This is a genomic window from Paenibacillus sp. FSL R7-0302, from assembly GCF_038006885.1.
Classification (GTDB): Bacteria; Bacillota; Bacilli; order Paenibacillales; family Paenibacillaceae; genus Paenibacillus_AQ.
The window spans coordinates 4439381-4452147 of sequence record NZ_JBBOWB010000001.1; the positions used below are offsets into that span (position 1 = coordinate 4439381).

General features: G+C 52.2%; 12 protein-coding genes. 6 read left to right on the forward strand and 6 right to left on the reverse strand.

Annotation, left to right across the window (positions count from 1 at the left end; genetic code table 11):
• Positions 1–157: 157 nt before the first annotated feature.
• From MKY96_RS19270 to MKY96_RS19280, 3 genes are all read left to right on the forward strand, one after another.
• Positions 158–1201: a LacI family DNA-binding transcriptional regulator gene (locus tag MKY96_RS19270; RefSeq protein ID WP_340942443.1), complete on the forward strand. Its 1044-nt coding sequence runs from the start codon at positions 158–160 to the stop codon at positions 1199–1201.
• A 663-nt stretch (positions 1202–1864) separates the two neighbouring features.
• A complete protein-coding gene (gene pgmB, locus MKY96_RS19275) occupies positions 1865–2527 on the forward strand; it encodes a beta-phosphoglucomutase (RefSeq protein WP_340942445.1) in 663 nt (220 codons plus the stop codon).
• 636 nt (positions 2528–3163) lie between these two features.
• A complete protein-coding gene (locus MKY96_RS19280; protein WP_340942447.1) occupies positions 3164–5482 on the forward strand; it encodes a glycoside hydrolase family 65 protein in 2319 nt (772 codons plus the stop codon).
• 5 nt (positions 5483–5487) lie between these two features.
• Here the strand turns inward: MKY96_RS19280 and MKY96_RS19285 are convergent, their stop codons facing one another.
• Positions 5488–6180 (reverse strand): HAD family hydrolase, encoded by a 693-nt coding sequence (locus tag MKY96_RS19285; protein WP_340942448.1) that lies wholly within the window; start codon positions 6178–6180, stop codon positions 5488–5490.
• A 63-nt stretch (positions 6181–6243) separates the two neighbouring features.
• Here MKY96_RS19285 and MKY96_RS19290 point away from each other — a divergent pair, with 63 nt between their 5' ends.
• The 3 genes from MKY96_RS19290 (at position 6244) to MKY96_RS19300 (ending at position 9937) form a co-directional block, all read left to right on the forward strand.
• Positions 6244–7929 carry a glycoside hydrolase family 13 protein gene (locus MKY96_RS19290; RefSeq protein ID WP_340942449.1) on the forward strand — a complete coding sequence of 562 codons (1686 nt, stop codon included), beginning with the start codon at positions 6244–6246 and terminating at the stop codon, positions 7927–7929.
• A 157-nt stretch (positions 7930–8086) separates the two neighbouring features.
• On the forward strand, positions 8087–8929 hold the full coding sequence (locus MKY96_RS19295; protein ID WP_340942450.1) for an AraC family transcriptional regulator: 843 nt from the start codon (positions 8087–8089) through the stop codon (positions 8927–8929).
• 162 nt (positions 8930–9091) lie between these two features.
• On the forward strand, positions 9092–9937 hold the full coding sequence (locus MKY96_RS19300) for a DegV family protein (protein ID WP_340942453.1): 846 nt from the start codon (positions 9092–9094) through the stop codon (positions 9935–9937).
• A gap of 24 nt (positions 9938–9961) precedes the next feature.
• Here MKY96_RS19300 and MKY96_RS19305 read toward each other — a convergent pair whose 3' ends face one another.
• From MKY96_RS19305 to MKY96_RS19320, 5 genes are all read right to left on the reverse strand, one after another.
• On the reverse strand, positions 9962–10171 hold the full coding sequence (locus MKY96_RS19305) for a hypothetical protein (RefSeq protein ID WP_340942457.1): 210 nt from the start codon (positions 10169–10171) through the stop codon (positions 9962–9964).
• Between the two features lie 29 nt (positions 10172–10200).
• Complete coding sequence (locus tag MKY96_RS19310; RefSeq protein ID WP_445671478.1) at positions 10201–11154, reverse strand: IS3 family transposase; 954 nt, start codon at positions 11152–11154, stop codon at positions 10201–10203.
• A complete protein-coding gene (locus MKY96_RS33960) occupies positions 11076–11378 on the reverse strand; it encodes a transposase (RefSeq protein ID WP_445671425.1) in 303 nt (100 codons plus the stop codon). Before MKY96_RS33960 ends, MKY96_RS19310 begins: the two co-directional genes overlap by 79 nt.
• A gap of 62 nt (positions 11379–11440) precedes the next feature.
• On the reverse strand, positions 11441–11569 hold the full coding sequence (locus MKY96_RS19315; protein ID WP_340942459.1) for a hypothetical protein: 129 nt from the start codon (positions 11567–11569) through the stop codon (positions 11441–11443).
• Positions 11570–11702: 133 nt separating this feature from the next.
• A complete protein-coding gene (locus MKY96_RS19320; protein WP_340942461.1) occupies positions 11703–12503 on the reverse strand; it encodes a class I SAM-dependent methyltransferase in 801 nt (266 codons plus the stop codon).
• Between the last annotated feature and the right edge of the window lie 264 nt (positions 12504–12767).

The following is a 12767-nucleotide window of genomic DNA, read 5'->3' on the forward strand; positions in this document are numbered from 1 at the left end:
CTTCCAGATTCACAATAGCTTAAGCCGTATCGCTGTGTGGTGCTCAGAACGTAGAAGCCACGGGGATTACGCCCTATGCGAGGTTTCACTATTTACAATCATCCCCACTTCGATTAATATTACTGTGTAAAGCAAACGGTTCCATTAGGAGGTTTCTATGACAGTTACCATTAAGGACGTTGCCAAGAAAGCGGGAGTCTCTCCCTCCACGGTGTCCCGGGTGTTGTCAGGCCATCCCAGAATCAGCTTAGAAACTTCCCGTAAGGTCAAAGTGATTATGGAAGAAATGGGCTACACCCCGAACATGATGGCCAAAAGTCTGGTATCCAAGACCACTAACAGTATCTGCATCATTCTTCCGAAACCGGCCGAAGAGCTGTTCTCCAATTTGTTTTTTATGGAATTAATCCGCGGGATCGTCACTCAGTCCAGCCGTTCGGGCTATGATGTGCTGATCAGCTCTGGAGCGAACGAGAAGGAGGAGCTTGAAGCTGTCTCCCGTCTGCTCAAGGGACGCCGTGTGGACGGCGTTATTCTGCTGTATTCCCGTAAAGACGATGCGGTGATCGATTTCCTGCAGTCGGGCGGTTATCCCTTTGTCCTGGTAGGACGAAGCGACCGCTACGAGGATATTCTGTCAGTGGACAATGATAATATCATGGCCGCCTATGATGCGACGAATCATCTCATCTCCATGGGACATGAACGCATCGGCTTCGTCAGCGGCCCGCCGAACCTCATCGTCTCAAGCGACCGTCTGGAGGGTTACCGCAAGGCCATGCAAGGTAAGGGGCTTACGATGAAGGAAGAATGGATCGTTGAAGGCGAATTCCTGCAGGACAGCGGCTATAGGGCGATGTCCTTCTTCATGAATCTTCCGAACCGTCCGACAGCACTTGTCGCGGTGGATGATATGGTCTCCTTCGGGGTACTCCGCGGATTGAACGAGCTGAAGTACAAGGTCCCCGAGGATCTGGCGATAGTCAGCTTCAACAACATCCCGCTGTCCGAGCTGTCTAGTCCTCCGATCAGCAGTATTGATATCGGAATCTATCATCTTGGCTATACGGCCTCTCAGGTGCTGATTCAGAACATCCAGAAGCCGGATAATCAGGACGGATATACGAATCGTTTTGTCATTCCCCACCGTCTAATCGTACGGGAGTCCTCTATGCATGCTCCGGGACATCAAGACATGTAGAAGCAACAGTAAGGCATGTACAAGAAAATGAATGAAGCAGACCTTCGCTTCATTTATTTTTTGGAGCATTGTTCAAACGTTTGCGCTAATATAAAAGAATGTTGCCGGCAGCGGCGTTTCCCCTGTGCTAATGTGGCGCTGAGGCTGATGGCGGCGCTCATACGGAGACTGGTGGGAGCCCGGAACTTGTGGCGGCGCTCATAACGAGGGCTGGTGATCGAGCTGGGGCTGACGTTAGTGCTGGTACAAGTGCTGGCGGCGGGACTGATACTGATGCTGGTGATCGAGACCGGAACTGATGGCGGCACTCATAACGAGGGCTGGTGATCGGGCTGGGGCCGGGACTGATACGGAGGCTGGAGCTCCGGGGCTGCGCACTTTGGGATGTTCGATGCTACTCTAAAGCCTTCCCTCCTGTGCAGAGAAATGTTGCACCTTTTGCAGGATTTCAGCCACCAAGGTACGATTCGCAGACAAATGTTGCATGTTTTGCAGGATTCTCACCCATTTGGCGCGCAACTCTCACCGATTGTTGTACTTTATGCAGGATTTCCGCCAGCGGGACTTGTTCCGCACAGGAATGTTGCACCTTTTGCAGGAATTCCGCCCATTTGGCGGGTTGCCCATATCTATTTGTTCACTAATCATTTTAGGAGGTTCAACATGTCAGATATCAAAGCCTGCCTGTTCGATCTGGACGGCGTTCTCGTAGACACTGCCCGGTACCACTATATTGCTTGGAGGGAGCTGGCCGAAGAGCTTGGATTTGTCTTCACAGAGCAGGATAACGAGCGGCTCAAGGGGGTCAGCCGGGCCGCTTCGCTGAATATTCTGCTGGAGATCGGCGGCATCACACTTGGCGAAGACGAGAAAGCCCGGCTGGCTGAGCAGAAGAATAACCGCTATGTCGAGTATATCGCCAAGATGGACAGCTCGGAGATTCTGCCCGGCGCCCTGGACTTTCTGCAGGAATGCCGGACAGCCGGCATCAAGGTAGCCCTCGGCTCCGCCAGCAAGAACGCGATGACCATCCTGAACAATACCGGCCTGACCCCATACTTCGATGCCATCATCGACGGCACGCATACCAGCGCGGCCAAGCCTGACCCGGAGGTCTTCCTGCTGGGTGCGAAGGCTCTGGACACCGCTCCCGCACAATGCGTTGTCTTCGAGGATGCCGCTGCCGGTATCCTGGCCGCTTCCCGTGCCGGTATGCGCAGCGTGGGCATAGGCTCACCCGAGACGCTAGGCGAAGCGACGCTAGTTGTCCCTTCACTGCGGCAGCTTAGTGTTGCCACGCTGAAGGAATCTTTTGCCACTGTATGACGAATAGTAACAGTACAGGAGCCGGAAAGCGAGACCTTCCGTTGAACAGAATCTCTAGTCGGCCGGACAGCCTTACTGCACTTTGTACAACTATTCAGCCATTTACCCCCCCCCCGTTCATCCGCTTAGTTGTACTTTGTACAATTATGCAATCACTTTTAGGCTGCTATGACCCGTTAGGGCAGATTTAGTTGTACAGACTACAGTTATACGGCTCAAGTCCCTCTAATCGCACCTTTTAAATGCACAGAATACAACTAACTCTAAGTCTGAACCTCTGCGCTTCACTCCGGGTGCAGAAAGCGTCAATTACTCTATGCACTTATTAGTTCAGTTCATCATCTCAGATCATCAGTCAGATCAGATGCTGCACTTGCATCTTCTACCCTACCCTCAGTAAAGAACTGTGTGCGTTATCCAACAGGTACGTGATCAGCGGAGAAAGCGAAAGGAATGTGTAGAAGCGCCAGCGTTCGCCTTTGTCCCCGGATGCTTACCTTATAGCTTGAATAAAGGCATCCGGGGACAACAGCGATCGTAACATCCTTTCGCATTCGGAGCGGCCTGCACGTACCGGCAAGACTGAGGCATACGGTTCATTTTATATCCACATCCCCCCTTAAAGGAGCCAAAATCATGAAACAATACTTAACAATCAACGAATGGTCCATCATCGAAGAGTCCTTTGATCCGCAGACCCAGGAAATATCCGAAAGCGTATTTAGTATCGGGAACGGATACATGGGCGGGAGAGCCAACTTCGAGGAGCAGTACAGCGGACCCAGCCTGCAAGGCAGCTACATGGCCGGGGTCTATTATCCTGACAAGACACGGGTCGGCTGGTGGAAGAACGGGTACCCGGAGTATTTTGCCAAAGTGCTGAACAGCACCAACTGGATCGGGATTAACATTGAGCTGGACGGGACGCCGCTGGATCTGGCAGAGTGCACGGTCAGCGAGTTCCGCCGGGTACTCAATATGAAGGAAGGCACGCTCTCACGCAGCTTCACCGCAACCACCCAGGATGGCAAAGAATTCAAGGTAGAGAGCATCCGCATCGTCAGCATGGTCCGTCAGGAGATCGGGGCGATCCGCTATTCGCTCACTCCGCTCAATTTTGCAGGGAATATTACCGTAACCCCCTACCTGGACGGCGATATCAAGAACAAGGATTCCAACTATGACGAGAAGTTCTGGAACGAAGTGGAGAAGAAGGCAGGACCAGAAGGCGGACATTTGACCCTGAAGACCAAAAAGCTTGATTTCCATGTCACCTCCGCCTTCGCCTTCGACATTCTGCTGAATGGGGAGCCGGTTGCGGCCGAAGCAGAGGTGCTGGAGCAGGACAAATATGTGGGCAGTACAGTGAACGTTCCGGTAGAATCCGGCAATCAGCTGGTTATTTATAAGTATGCTGCGAATGTCACCTCCCGCAATTACGGGCTGGGACAGCTCGTGGATGCCGCATCGGCTGCACTTCAGAGTGCGCGGGAGGCGGGTTTTGTGGCGCTTTTGGCGGAACAGGCTGCGGCTTGGGGCGACAAGTGGAAAGAGAGCGACATTATTATTGAAGGCGATGTGTCGGCGCAGCAGGCGATCCGGTTCAATATTTTCCAGCTGAATCAGACGTATACGGGCGAGGATGACCGGCTCAACATCGGACCGAAGGGCTTCACCGGGGAAAAATACGGCGGCAGCACCTACTGGGATACGGAAGCTTATTGTGTGCCGTTCTATCTCAGTACCGCCGACTCCGCGATTGCCCGCAATCTGCTGATCTACCGCTACAAGCATCTGGAGAAGGCCAAGGAGAACGCCCGCAAGCTCGGCTACGGCAAAGGCGCGCTCTACCCGATGGTCACAATGAACGGCGAGGAATGCCACAACGAGTGGGAGATTACGTTCGAGGAGATTCACCGCAACGGCGCGATTGCCTATGCTATTTATAACTATGTGAATTATACCGGCGACAAGGCTTATCTGGGCCAATACGGCCTGGAGGTGCTGGTGGAGATTGCGCGCTTTTGGGAGGAGCGTGTGAACTATGTGGCGCATAAGGACAAATACGTGATGCTGGGCGTCACCGGCCCGAATGAATACGAGAATAACGTCAATAACAACTGGTACACGAACCGGATGGCCGCCTGGACGATGGAATACACGCTTGAGGCTCTGGCCTATGTGCAGGAGAATGAGGCTTCGCGTTACGCTGAGCTGGCCGACAAGCTGGAGCTGCTGGAGAGCGAAACGGCCAAGTGGAGTGAGATTATCGCCAAAATGTACTATCCGGCTGACGAGGAACGCGGTATCTTCCTCCAGCAGGACGGCTTTCTTGACAAGGAGATCATTCAGGTCAAGGATGTGCTGCCGGAGAACCTGCCGCTGAACCAGAAATGGTCATGGGACCGGATTCTGCGCTCATGCTTCATCAAGCAGGCAGATGTGCTTCAGGGACTCTACTTCCTCGGCGACCGCTATGATCTGGAGACCAAGAAGCGCAACTTCGACTTTTACGAGCCGATCACCGTGCATGAGTCCTCCCTCTCCCCTTGCATCCATTCCATTCTGGCCAGTGAGCTGGGCTACAAGGAGAAGGCGTATGAGATGTACCTGCGGACCTCACGCCTGGATCTCGACAATTACAATAACGATACGGAGGACGGCTGCCATACCACCAGCATGGCGGGTACATGGATGTCCGTTGTTCATGGCTTCGGCGGACTTCGCGTGCTGAACGACCGGCTGGTTCTGAACCCGTCTAACCCGGGACACTGGACCTCCTATTCGTTCAAAATCATGTTCCGCGGCTCCCGGCTAAAAGTGACCGTGACCGATGCACAGGTTACCGTCAGCAACGAAACCGAGGTTCCAGCCTCCCTCACCATTCACGGCAAGGAGTATACGGTGAACGGACTGGGCACTGTCAATGCCGGGGGCGCTTCTGTAACGGTGTAAGCTTATCAGCCCCGAAGATGTATGGCTTCTTCGGGGCTTTTTTTCAATAAGAGATCTACTAGATCTCCCAAATCATCAATAACAGCATCCGCTTCCGCCGCTGTGACAAACTGTTCATTCCGTTTCCAGACGGCCTTCATTCCCGCTTCGCGGCTTGCCCGAATATCGTTATCCGGATGATCGCCAACAAAAAGAGCATTGCCCGCATCTACACCTAATCTTGTTAATGCACGATGAAAGATGGCCGGATCTGGCTTGCGCAGTCCCTCCCATTCGGAGATAAGCACCTCATCGAATAAATGCCCGATGTTCAAGGCCTTGAAATTATCGTATTGAAATTGACCATAACCGTTCGAGATTAACGCAATCTTCAGACCATGATTCTTGAGCTCAGTAAGCATAGTTAACAAATTCGGGTAACCTGTACAGTGTTGCTGGAAGTTGTATAAGTAATCATCCAATAGCAAGCTCCAGTCCAGCTTCGAAATAGAGAACTCTTGTAGGATCTGTTGATACACTTTGTCCTTCCATAGGTAACCGTGATTATCAAGTTCGATAAAGCGCTGAACAAACAAATCATGATCAACAATCTGAAGCTCCGGGTAACGCCTGTATTGATCTTGTACGAACTTTAACAGGGATGTATCCCGGTCCAGCAATGTTCCATCCAAATCAAAAAGAACCGCTTGGATTGACAATCCAATCCCTCCATTCCCTTGTAACCTATAAACCTAATATACCATGGTAAAGGAGCTACATTAATGAAAAGAACCTTTTGGAAAGAAGCCGTAGTCTACCAGATCTACCCGCGCAGCTTCCAGGACAGCAACGGAGACGGTATCGGCGACCTGCAGGGCATCCTCTCCCGACTGGATTATCTGCAGAAGCTGGGCGTTACTGTCGTCTGGCTGTCACCGGTCTACAAATCACCGAACGATGACAACGGTTATGACATCAGCGACTACGAGGATATTATGGATGAGTTCGGCACATTGCGGGACTGGGAGGAGCTGCTCGCCGGACTGCATGAACGCGGCATCAAGCTGATGATGGACCTCGTCATTAACCATTCCTCGGACGAGCATGCCTGGTTCGTAGAATCCCGTTCCTCCAAGGATAATCCCTACCGCGATTATTACATCTGGCGTCCGGGCGGACCAGATGGCGCGCTGCCGAACAACTGGAGCTCCATCTTCAGCGGCCCGGCCTGGGAGCAGGATGAGACTACCGGCGAATATTATCTCCACCTGTTCTTGCGCAAGCAGCCGGATCTGAACTGGGAGAACCCCCGGCTGCGGGAGGCGCTCTACAAGATGATGGCCTTCTGGCTCGACAAGGGTGTGGACGGGCTGCGGATGGATGTCATTAACCTGATTTCCAAGGTGGAAGGCCTGCCTTCCGTCCAGCATGAGGACCTGGCCCCGGGCGAGCTTGCCGGCGGCGGCGAATACTATATGAATGGACCCAGGGTTCATGAGTATCTGCAGGAGATGAACCGTGAAGTTCTCTCCAAATACGACGTAATGACTGTCGGGGAGACGCCGGGAGCCACCGTAGAGGATGCCATTCTCTATACAGACGAAGACCGCCATGAGCTGCAAATGGTGTTCCAGTTCGAGCATATGGACGTAGATTCCGGCCCGGGCGGCAAATGGAATGTGGTGCCGTGGACGCTGAAGGGGCTGCGGGATATTTTGCATAAATGGCAGGTGGGGCTTGCAGACAAGGGCTGGAACAGTCTATATCTCAACAACCACGATCAGCCGCGGATGGTCTCACGGTTCGGAGATGACGGCAAGTACCGCGTACAATCGGCCAAAATGCTGGCTACCCTGCTGCACACGCTCAAAGGCACGCCTTACATCTATCAGGGCGAGGAAATTGGCATGACCAATGTGAAGTTCCCCGCGCTGGAGGATTATAAGGATATCGAGATTCTCAATATGTACCGGGAAAAGGTGACCGAAGGCGGCGCAGACCACGACACCATTCTCCAGGCGATTCATTCCAAAGGCCGCGACAATGCCCGCACCCCGATGCAGTGGAATGCCTCAAGCAACGCCGGCTTCACCACCGGAACCCCGTGGCTGAAGCTCAATCCGCGCTACACCGAGATTAATGTGGAGCAGGCGCTGGCTGATCCGGACTCTGTATTTTACTATTATCAGGAATTGATTCGTCTGCGTAAGCAGCATCCCATTATGGTCTATGGCGAGTATGAGCTGCTGCTGCCGGAGCATGAATTTATCTATGCCTATACCCGCACCTTGGACGATGAAAAGTGGCTCATCCTGCTCAATTTCGGTGATACCCCGCAGACTGTAGAGCTTACAGATGAACTGAACGCCGTCACCGGAACGATCATCAGCAATTATCCGGAGGAGCCCGCAGCCATGGACCGCAGCACCCTCCGTCCTTACGAGGCCAGAGTCTGCCGGATCGGGTAGCGTAACGAAAGCTGACAAATCCCTTCGAATATGACATCATAGGTGGATAGAACGCATGACCTGTCATTAATGAGCAGAGAATAACAGGAACATCTGTGCGGTGGCATGTTAGGATGAACTCAGAAGGAGATGGGGAGCTTTGGAATGGCTGATTCGAATGAAGCATGCACTGGACTATATGGAGCTGAAAATGACTGAAACTCTGCGTATCGAGGATGTGGCTGAGGTAGCTTATGTCTCACCGTTCCACTTCCAGCGCATGTTCAGTATGCTGACCGGCTTCACGGTAGCCGACTATATCCGCAAACGCAGATTGACGCTGGCCGCCCAGGAGCTGGCGGTATCCAATATCCGTGTACTGGATGTGGCGCTGAAATACGGATATGACTCGCCGGAGTCCTTCGCCAAGGCGTTCCGCAAAGCCCATGGGATTACCCCTTCAGCAGCGCGTAAGTCTGGCGTCCAGCTCAAAGCTTTCCCCCGCATCTCGTTCCACCTATCATTGAAGGGAGATCAGGATATGGACTACAAAATCGTGGATAAACCAGCTTTTACCGTTATCGGCAAATCAATGGAGGTAACTACCCGTGACGGGGAGAATTTCCGCAGAATCCCGCAGTTCTGGGACGAATGCAATGAGGACGGCACTTCCGACAAGCTGATTGAGCTTAGTGCCTCCCGCGAATGGCTTGGCATCTGCACGGATATGGATATGAAAAAGGAACAGCTTACCTATTGGATCGGTGTCGAAGGTACTCCGCAGACAGATGCTCAAGGTTATGAGACCACTGTCATTCCGGCTGCCAGCTGGGCCGTATTCCGGTCCGAGGGTGCTTTGCCGCATGCGATTCAAGGGGTTTGGCAGCGGATCTATCAGGAATGGTTCCCGGGAACCGGCTATGAGCATACCGGCGGACCTGAGATTGAGCTATACCCGCCCGGCGATACGTCAGCTGAGGAATATGTGTGTGAAGTCTGGATTCCGGTGATGAAGAAATAAGAATCAAGGGTTACATGTAATGCGGGAACGGCTTCGCCTGTCTGTATGGACGGTGAAGCTGTTTTTTTTGTTTTGAGATTCTTCCCAAGCTTGGTATAATAAACAGATTATAGTTTTCTTAATCTAGTGTATTCTCATCCAAGAACGGTGAAGGAGATATTCATGTCTATCGTAAAAATCTTTTCAGACAGCACTTCCGATTTGCCGCAAGGCTGGAAGGACACATATGATATCGGTATTGTGCCGTTATATGTTGTTTTTGGAGATGGTACCTTCAAGGACGGGGTCGAAATCACCCCTGAAGAGGTCTACCGCCGCGTTGCTGCAGGCGGCGCCCTGCCTAAGACTGCTGCGCCTTCCCCTGCTGATTTCATCGCCGCGTTCCAGCCGGTGATCAGCAGCGGCCATGATATTGTCTATATCAGTCTGTCCTCTTCTTTATCTTCTACATATCAGAATGCACTCCTGGCAGCGGGTGAATTCCCCGAAGGCCGGGTGCATGTCGTAGATTCTGAGACCTTATGCGGCGGAATCGCGTTGCTGGTCATGAAGGCTGCACGTGCCGCAGCCAAAGGCGAGAGCGCTGCCAACATCGCAGCAATGATTACCGAAGCCCGTAACCGGGTAGAATCGGAATTCGTGGTCGATACGCTGGACTACTTATACATGGGCGGCCGTTGTTCTGGGATGCAGAACTTTATCGGCAGCCTGCTGAAGATCCGTCCGGTCCTCCGGCTGGTGGACGGAGCCATTGTCCCCGTTGCCCGCATCCGCGGCAAGAAGGAGAAGGCCGTGGAGCAGATGCTCCACCATGCGCTGGCGAATGCCGCCAATATGGACAAGGAGCTGCTCATTATTGCCCATACGCTGGCTGAAGAGGATGCCAAGATTCTGGAGAGCGCGCTGCGCGCGCAGACCAGTGTTGAGGAGATCGCCGTCATTCATGCCGGCTGTGTCATCGGCAGTCACTGCGGACCTGCAACGGTGGGTCTGATGTATATGCGCTAGAGCGGGTGAGCCCCGCAGTTGGCATCAGGTCAGGTAGTGTTTTTCGATTACATTTAGCCCACTTGCCTCGCAGTAGCGTAATGTGATCGGTTTTTCGATTACATTTGGCTCTCTCGCCTCACGGTAGCACAATGTGATCGGTTTTTCGATTACATTGGGCTCACTTGCCTCGCGGTAGCGTAATGTGATCGGTTTTTCGATTACATTGGGCTCTCTCGCCTCACGGTTGGTCATACCCCTGTCAAGTAGACAGATGAAAAAAGCTAAGCAGCCAGCGCGTGTCGATACTCAATCGGCGCGCGCTGTTTCAGTTTCGCCTGAAAACGTTGGTAATTGTAAAAGTAGATATACTCCTCAACGGCTTGATGAATCTCTGCTTCTGACTTACACTGGTGAAGGTACAACTTTTCTGTCTTCAGATGCGAAAAGAAGGATTCGATGCAGGCGTTATCCAGGCAGGTTGCTTTGCGAGAGTGGCTGCCCTTGACGCTGAATGCCTCTAATCGTGTGTTGTACGCCTGAGACGTGTACTGAAAGCCTTGGTCCGAATGGAGCACGGCCTCAGACACGTCTCTTTTCCGTGTCCACTGTTCAACCGTATCCAAGACGAGGTTTACGTCGTTTCGCTCCGAGATCTGCCAAGCTACAATTTCATTGTTGAAGAGGTCCTGAATCGCAGACAGATAATAAAAACGGGTGCCGTCTGAGATATACGTAATGTCCGTTACTAGCTTCTGCTGAGGTGCTGTCGCATGAAACTTACGCTTTAATCGGTTCGGGTAGACCACGGAAGGAGTAGAGCCCGCACGACTCCTTTTCTTGCGAATGACAGACTGGATCGATAGCTCTTTCATGAGCCGCCATACCTTCTTGTGGTTGACGAGGTAGCCTGCCTCCCGCAGGGCTGCCTGCATTCGAGGGTACCCGAAATAGGGATGAACCAGGTGAATCGCCACCATATGCTCTTTCATGGCGTGCTCTTGCTCATGGGCATCCATTCGTCGAACCTCTGCACCTCGCCACTTGTAGTAATTTGCCCGCGATACCTCTGCAATGGCTAATAGGCGGGTGATGCCATGTTGGTCACGTAGTTCTTCAATTACGGCGTATTTGTCATGCAGTCCAAGCTTCCCTCCCTTTACAGATTTGGATACCGCTTTTTTAAGTAGTCCACCTGTGCCTTTAAGTAATCTCGTTCTTCTTCTATACTGGCAAATGTAGAACGTGGACGTCCTTTTAAAGGGCTTGTTGCCCCTTTTGGTGTATCGAGTGGCTCCCCATTCCGATATTTCTTTACCCATACTTTAAGCTGGGTACAGTTCACAATCCCCAACCTGTCGGAGACGACCTTATAGCTCTCCCCTCCTGTAAAATAGGCTTGAATAGCCTCTTTCTTGAATGCCTCCGTGTACGATTGAAACACTTGTCCCTTTTTGGCCATACCAAAATCCCCTCCCAGTTCACTCATTTCCTCATGTTAACACATGAGGTTTTTTCGAGTGTCTACTTAAAGGGGATAATACCACGGTAGCACAATGTGATCGGTTTTTCGATTACATTTGACTCACGTGCCTCCGCGCCGCCCATTGTGATCGGTTTTTCGATTACATTTGACTCACGTGCCTCGCGCAATGTGATCGGTTTTTCGATTACATTTGGCTCACTTGCCTCGCGGAATGTGATCGGTTTTTCGATTACATTCTGCCAACAAGAAACAGCAGGCCCTCCGAGGGGACCTGCTGTTTTTCTTGTGTATGGGATTGAATTAAGTTGTCGTATCGGGATATAACGGGCTCAGCGGACCCTCAACAGCATCGGCAACCAGCGTGTAGAACTCGGGGAATCCCGGGTGCTCGGCACTCTTGATTTCTTCGAAGGTACGGATATATAACCCTTGCGAAGCGACAGAGGTCAGGATATCCCCCAGCGTCCAGCTCCGCACCACCACTTGTCCTAGGCCGGAGCGCTCCTCTTCAGGAAGCAGCTTGGCGAATGCAACTTCACCTTCTCTAAGCGTATCGTCAAAATAATTACCGGTGGGATGCTGAAGCGTCTTCGTGGTCAGCCATGCCCTGGCGAACGGGTGGAAGTCGGTTAGCAGGAGTCGTCCGTCTGCCTTCAGCCGTCTGCGGACCAAGGCAAACACCGCATTCAAATCAGTGAAATAATGTAAAATACCAAACTCCATCAGCACTACGTCGAACGTTCCCAAAGCTTCTTCATCGGGGATATTCATGACGTCTGCACAGATGTAATCCAGCTTCACTCCCGCTGCTCCCGCTACCTCGCAGGCATATAAACGGTTCTCTTCAGAAATATCCACGACGGTGACCTCTGCTCCCAGCACAGCGAAGCAAATGGCCTTCCTGCCGTGAGAGCCGAGCAGATTCAGCACCTTCAAGCCTGATGGATCGCCCGTGTACTTGAGCCAATACCGCAGCGTATGTGCGGGGTCCTGCTGCAGCTGCACTGCAAGCTCCTCAGGTGAACCATGATACTGTGTCCAAGCCTGATACGCTTTCGTCTCCCAAGCCGCCTTGTTCGTCCGTGACATCTGCTCTTGCATGTTACTCCCCCTGGTAAGAAGAATTTGGAAATGGCACTTTCTGATTTTACTATAATCCGCTTACAATGCAACAAGCATTTTTACTGTGTCCCGTTAAGAGCCAATCGAAGGTGAGCAAGTGGAGAACATACAATTGTTTACGCTGCCCAAGCGTTAGAGTGGATATAACAGACAGAAACAACCCGCTCCCACTGTATCTTGGGAACGGGTTGTCTGGCTTGATAGTTGAGAACAGGTGATTGTCCTCGATATACGAGAATACAA

Bases quoted from the DNA above. Each gene is read 5' to 3' on its own strand.
- MKY96_RS19270 (WP_340942443.1), top strand. From the start codon at position 158: ATGACAGTTACCATTAAGGACGTTGCCAAGAAAGCGGGAGTCTCTCCC.
- pgmB (WP_340942445.1), top strand. From the start codon at position 1,865: ATGTCAGATATCAAAGCCTGCCTGTTCGATCTGGACGGCGTTCTCGTA.
- MKY96_RS19280 (WP_340942447.1), top strand. From the start codon at position 3,164: ATGAAACAATACTTAACAATCAACGAATGGTCCATCATCGAAGAGTCC.
- MKY96_RS19290 (WP_340942449.1), top strand. From the start codon at position 6,244: ATGAAAAGAACCTTTTGGAAAGAAGCCGTAGTCTACCAGATCTACCCG.
- MKY96_RS19295 (WP_340942450.1), top strand. From the start codon at position 8,087: ATGAAGCATGCACTGGACTATATGGAGCTGAAAATGACTGAAACTCTG.
- MKY96_RS19300 (WP_340942453.1), top strand. From the start codon at position 9,092: ATGTCTATCGTAAAAATCTTTTCAGACAGCACTTCCGATTTGCCGCAA.
- MKY96_RS19305 (WP_340942457.1), bottom strand. From the start codon at position 10,171: ATGACCAACCGTGAGGCGAGAGAGCCCAATGTAATCGAAAAACCGATC.
- MKY96_RS33960 (WP_445671425.1), bottom strand. From the start codon at position 11,378: ATGGCCAAAAAGGGACAAGTGTTTCAATCGTACACGGAGGCATTCAAG.
- MKY96_RS19320 (WP_340942461.1), bottom strand. From the start codon at position 12,503: ATGCAAGAGCAGATGTCACGGACGAACAAGGCGGCTTGGGAGACGAAA.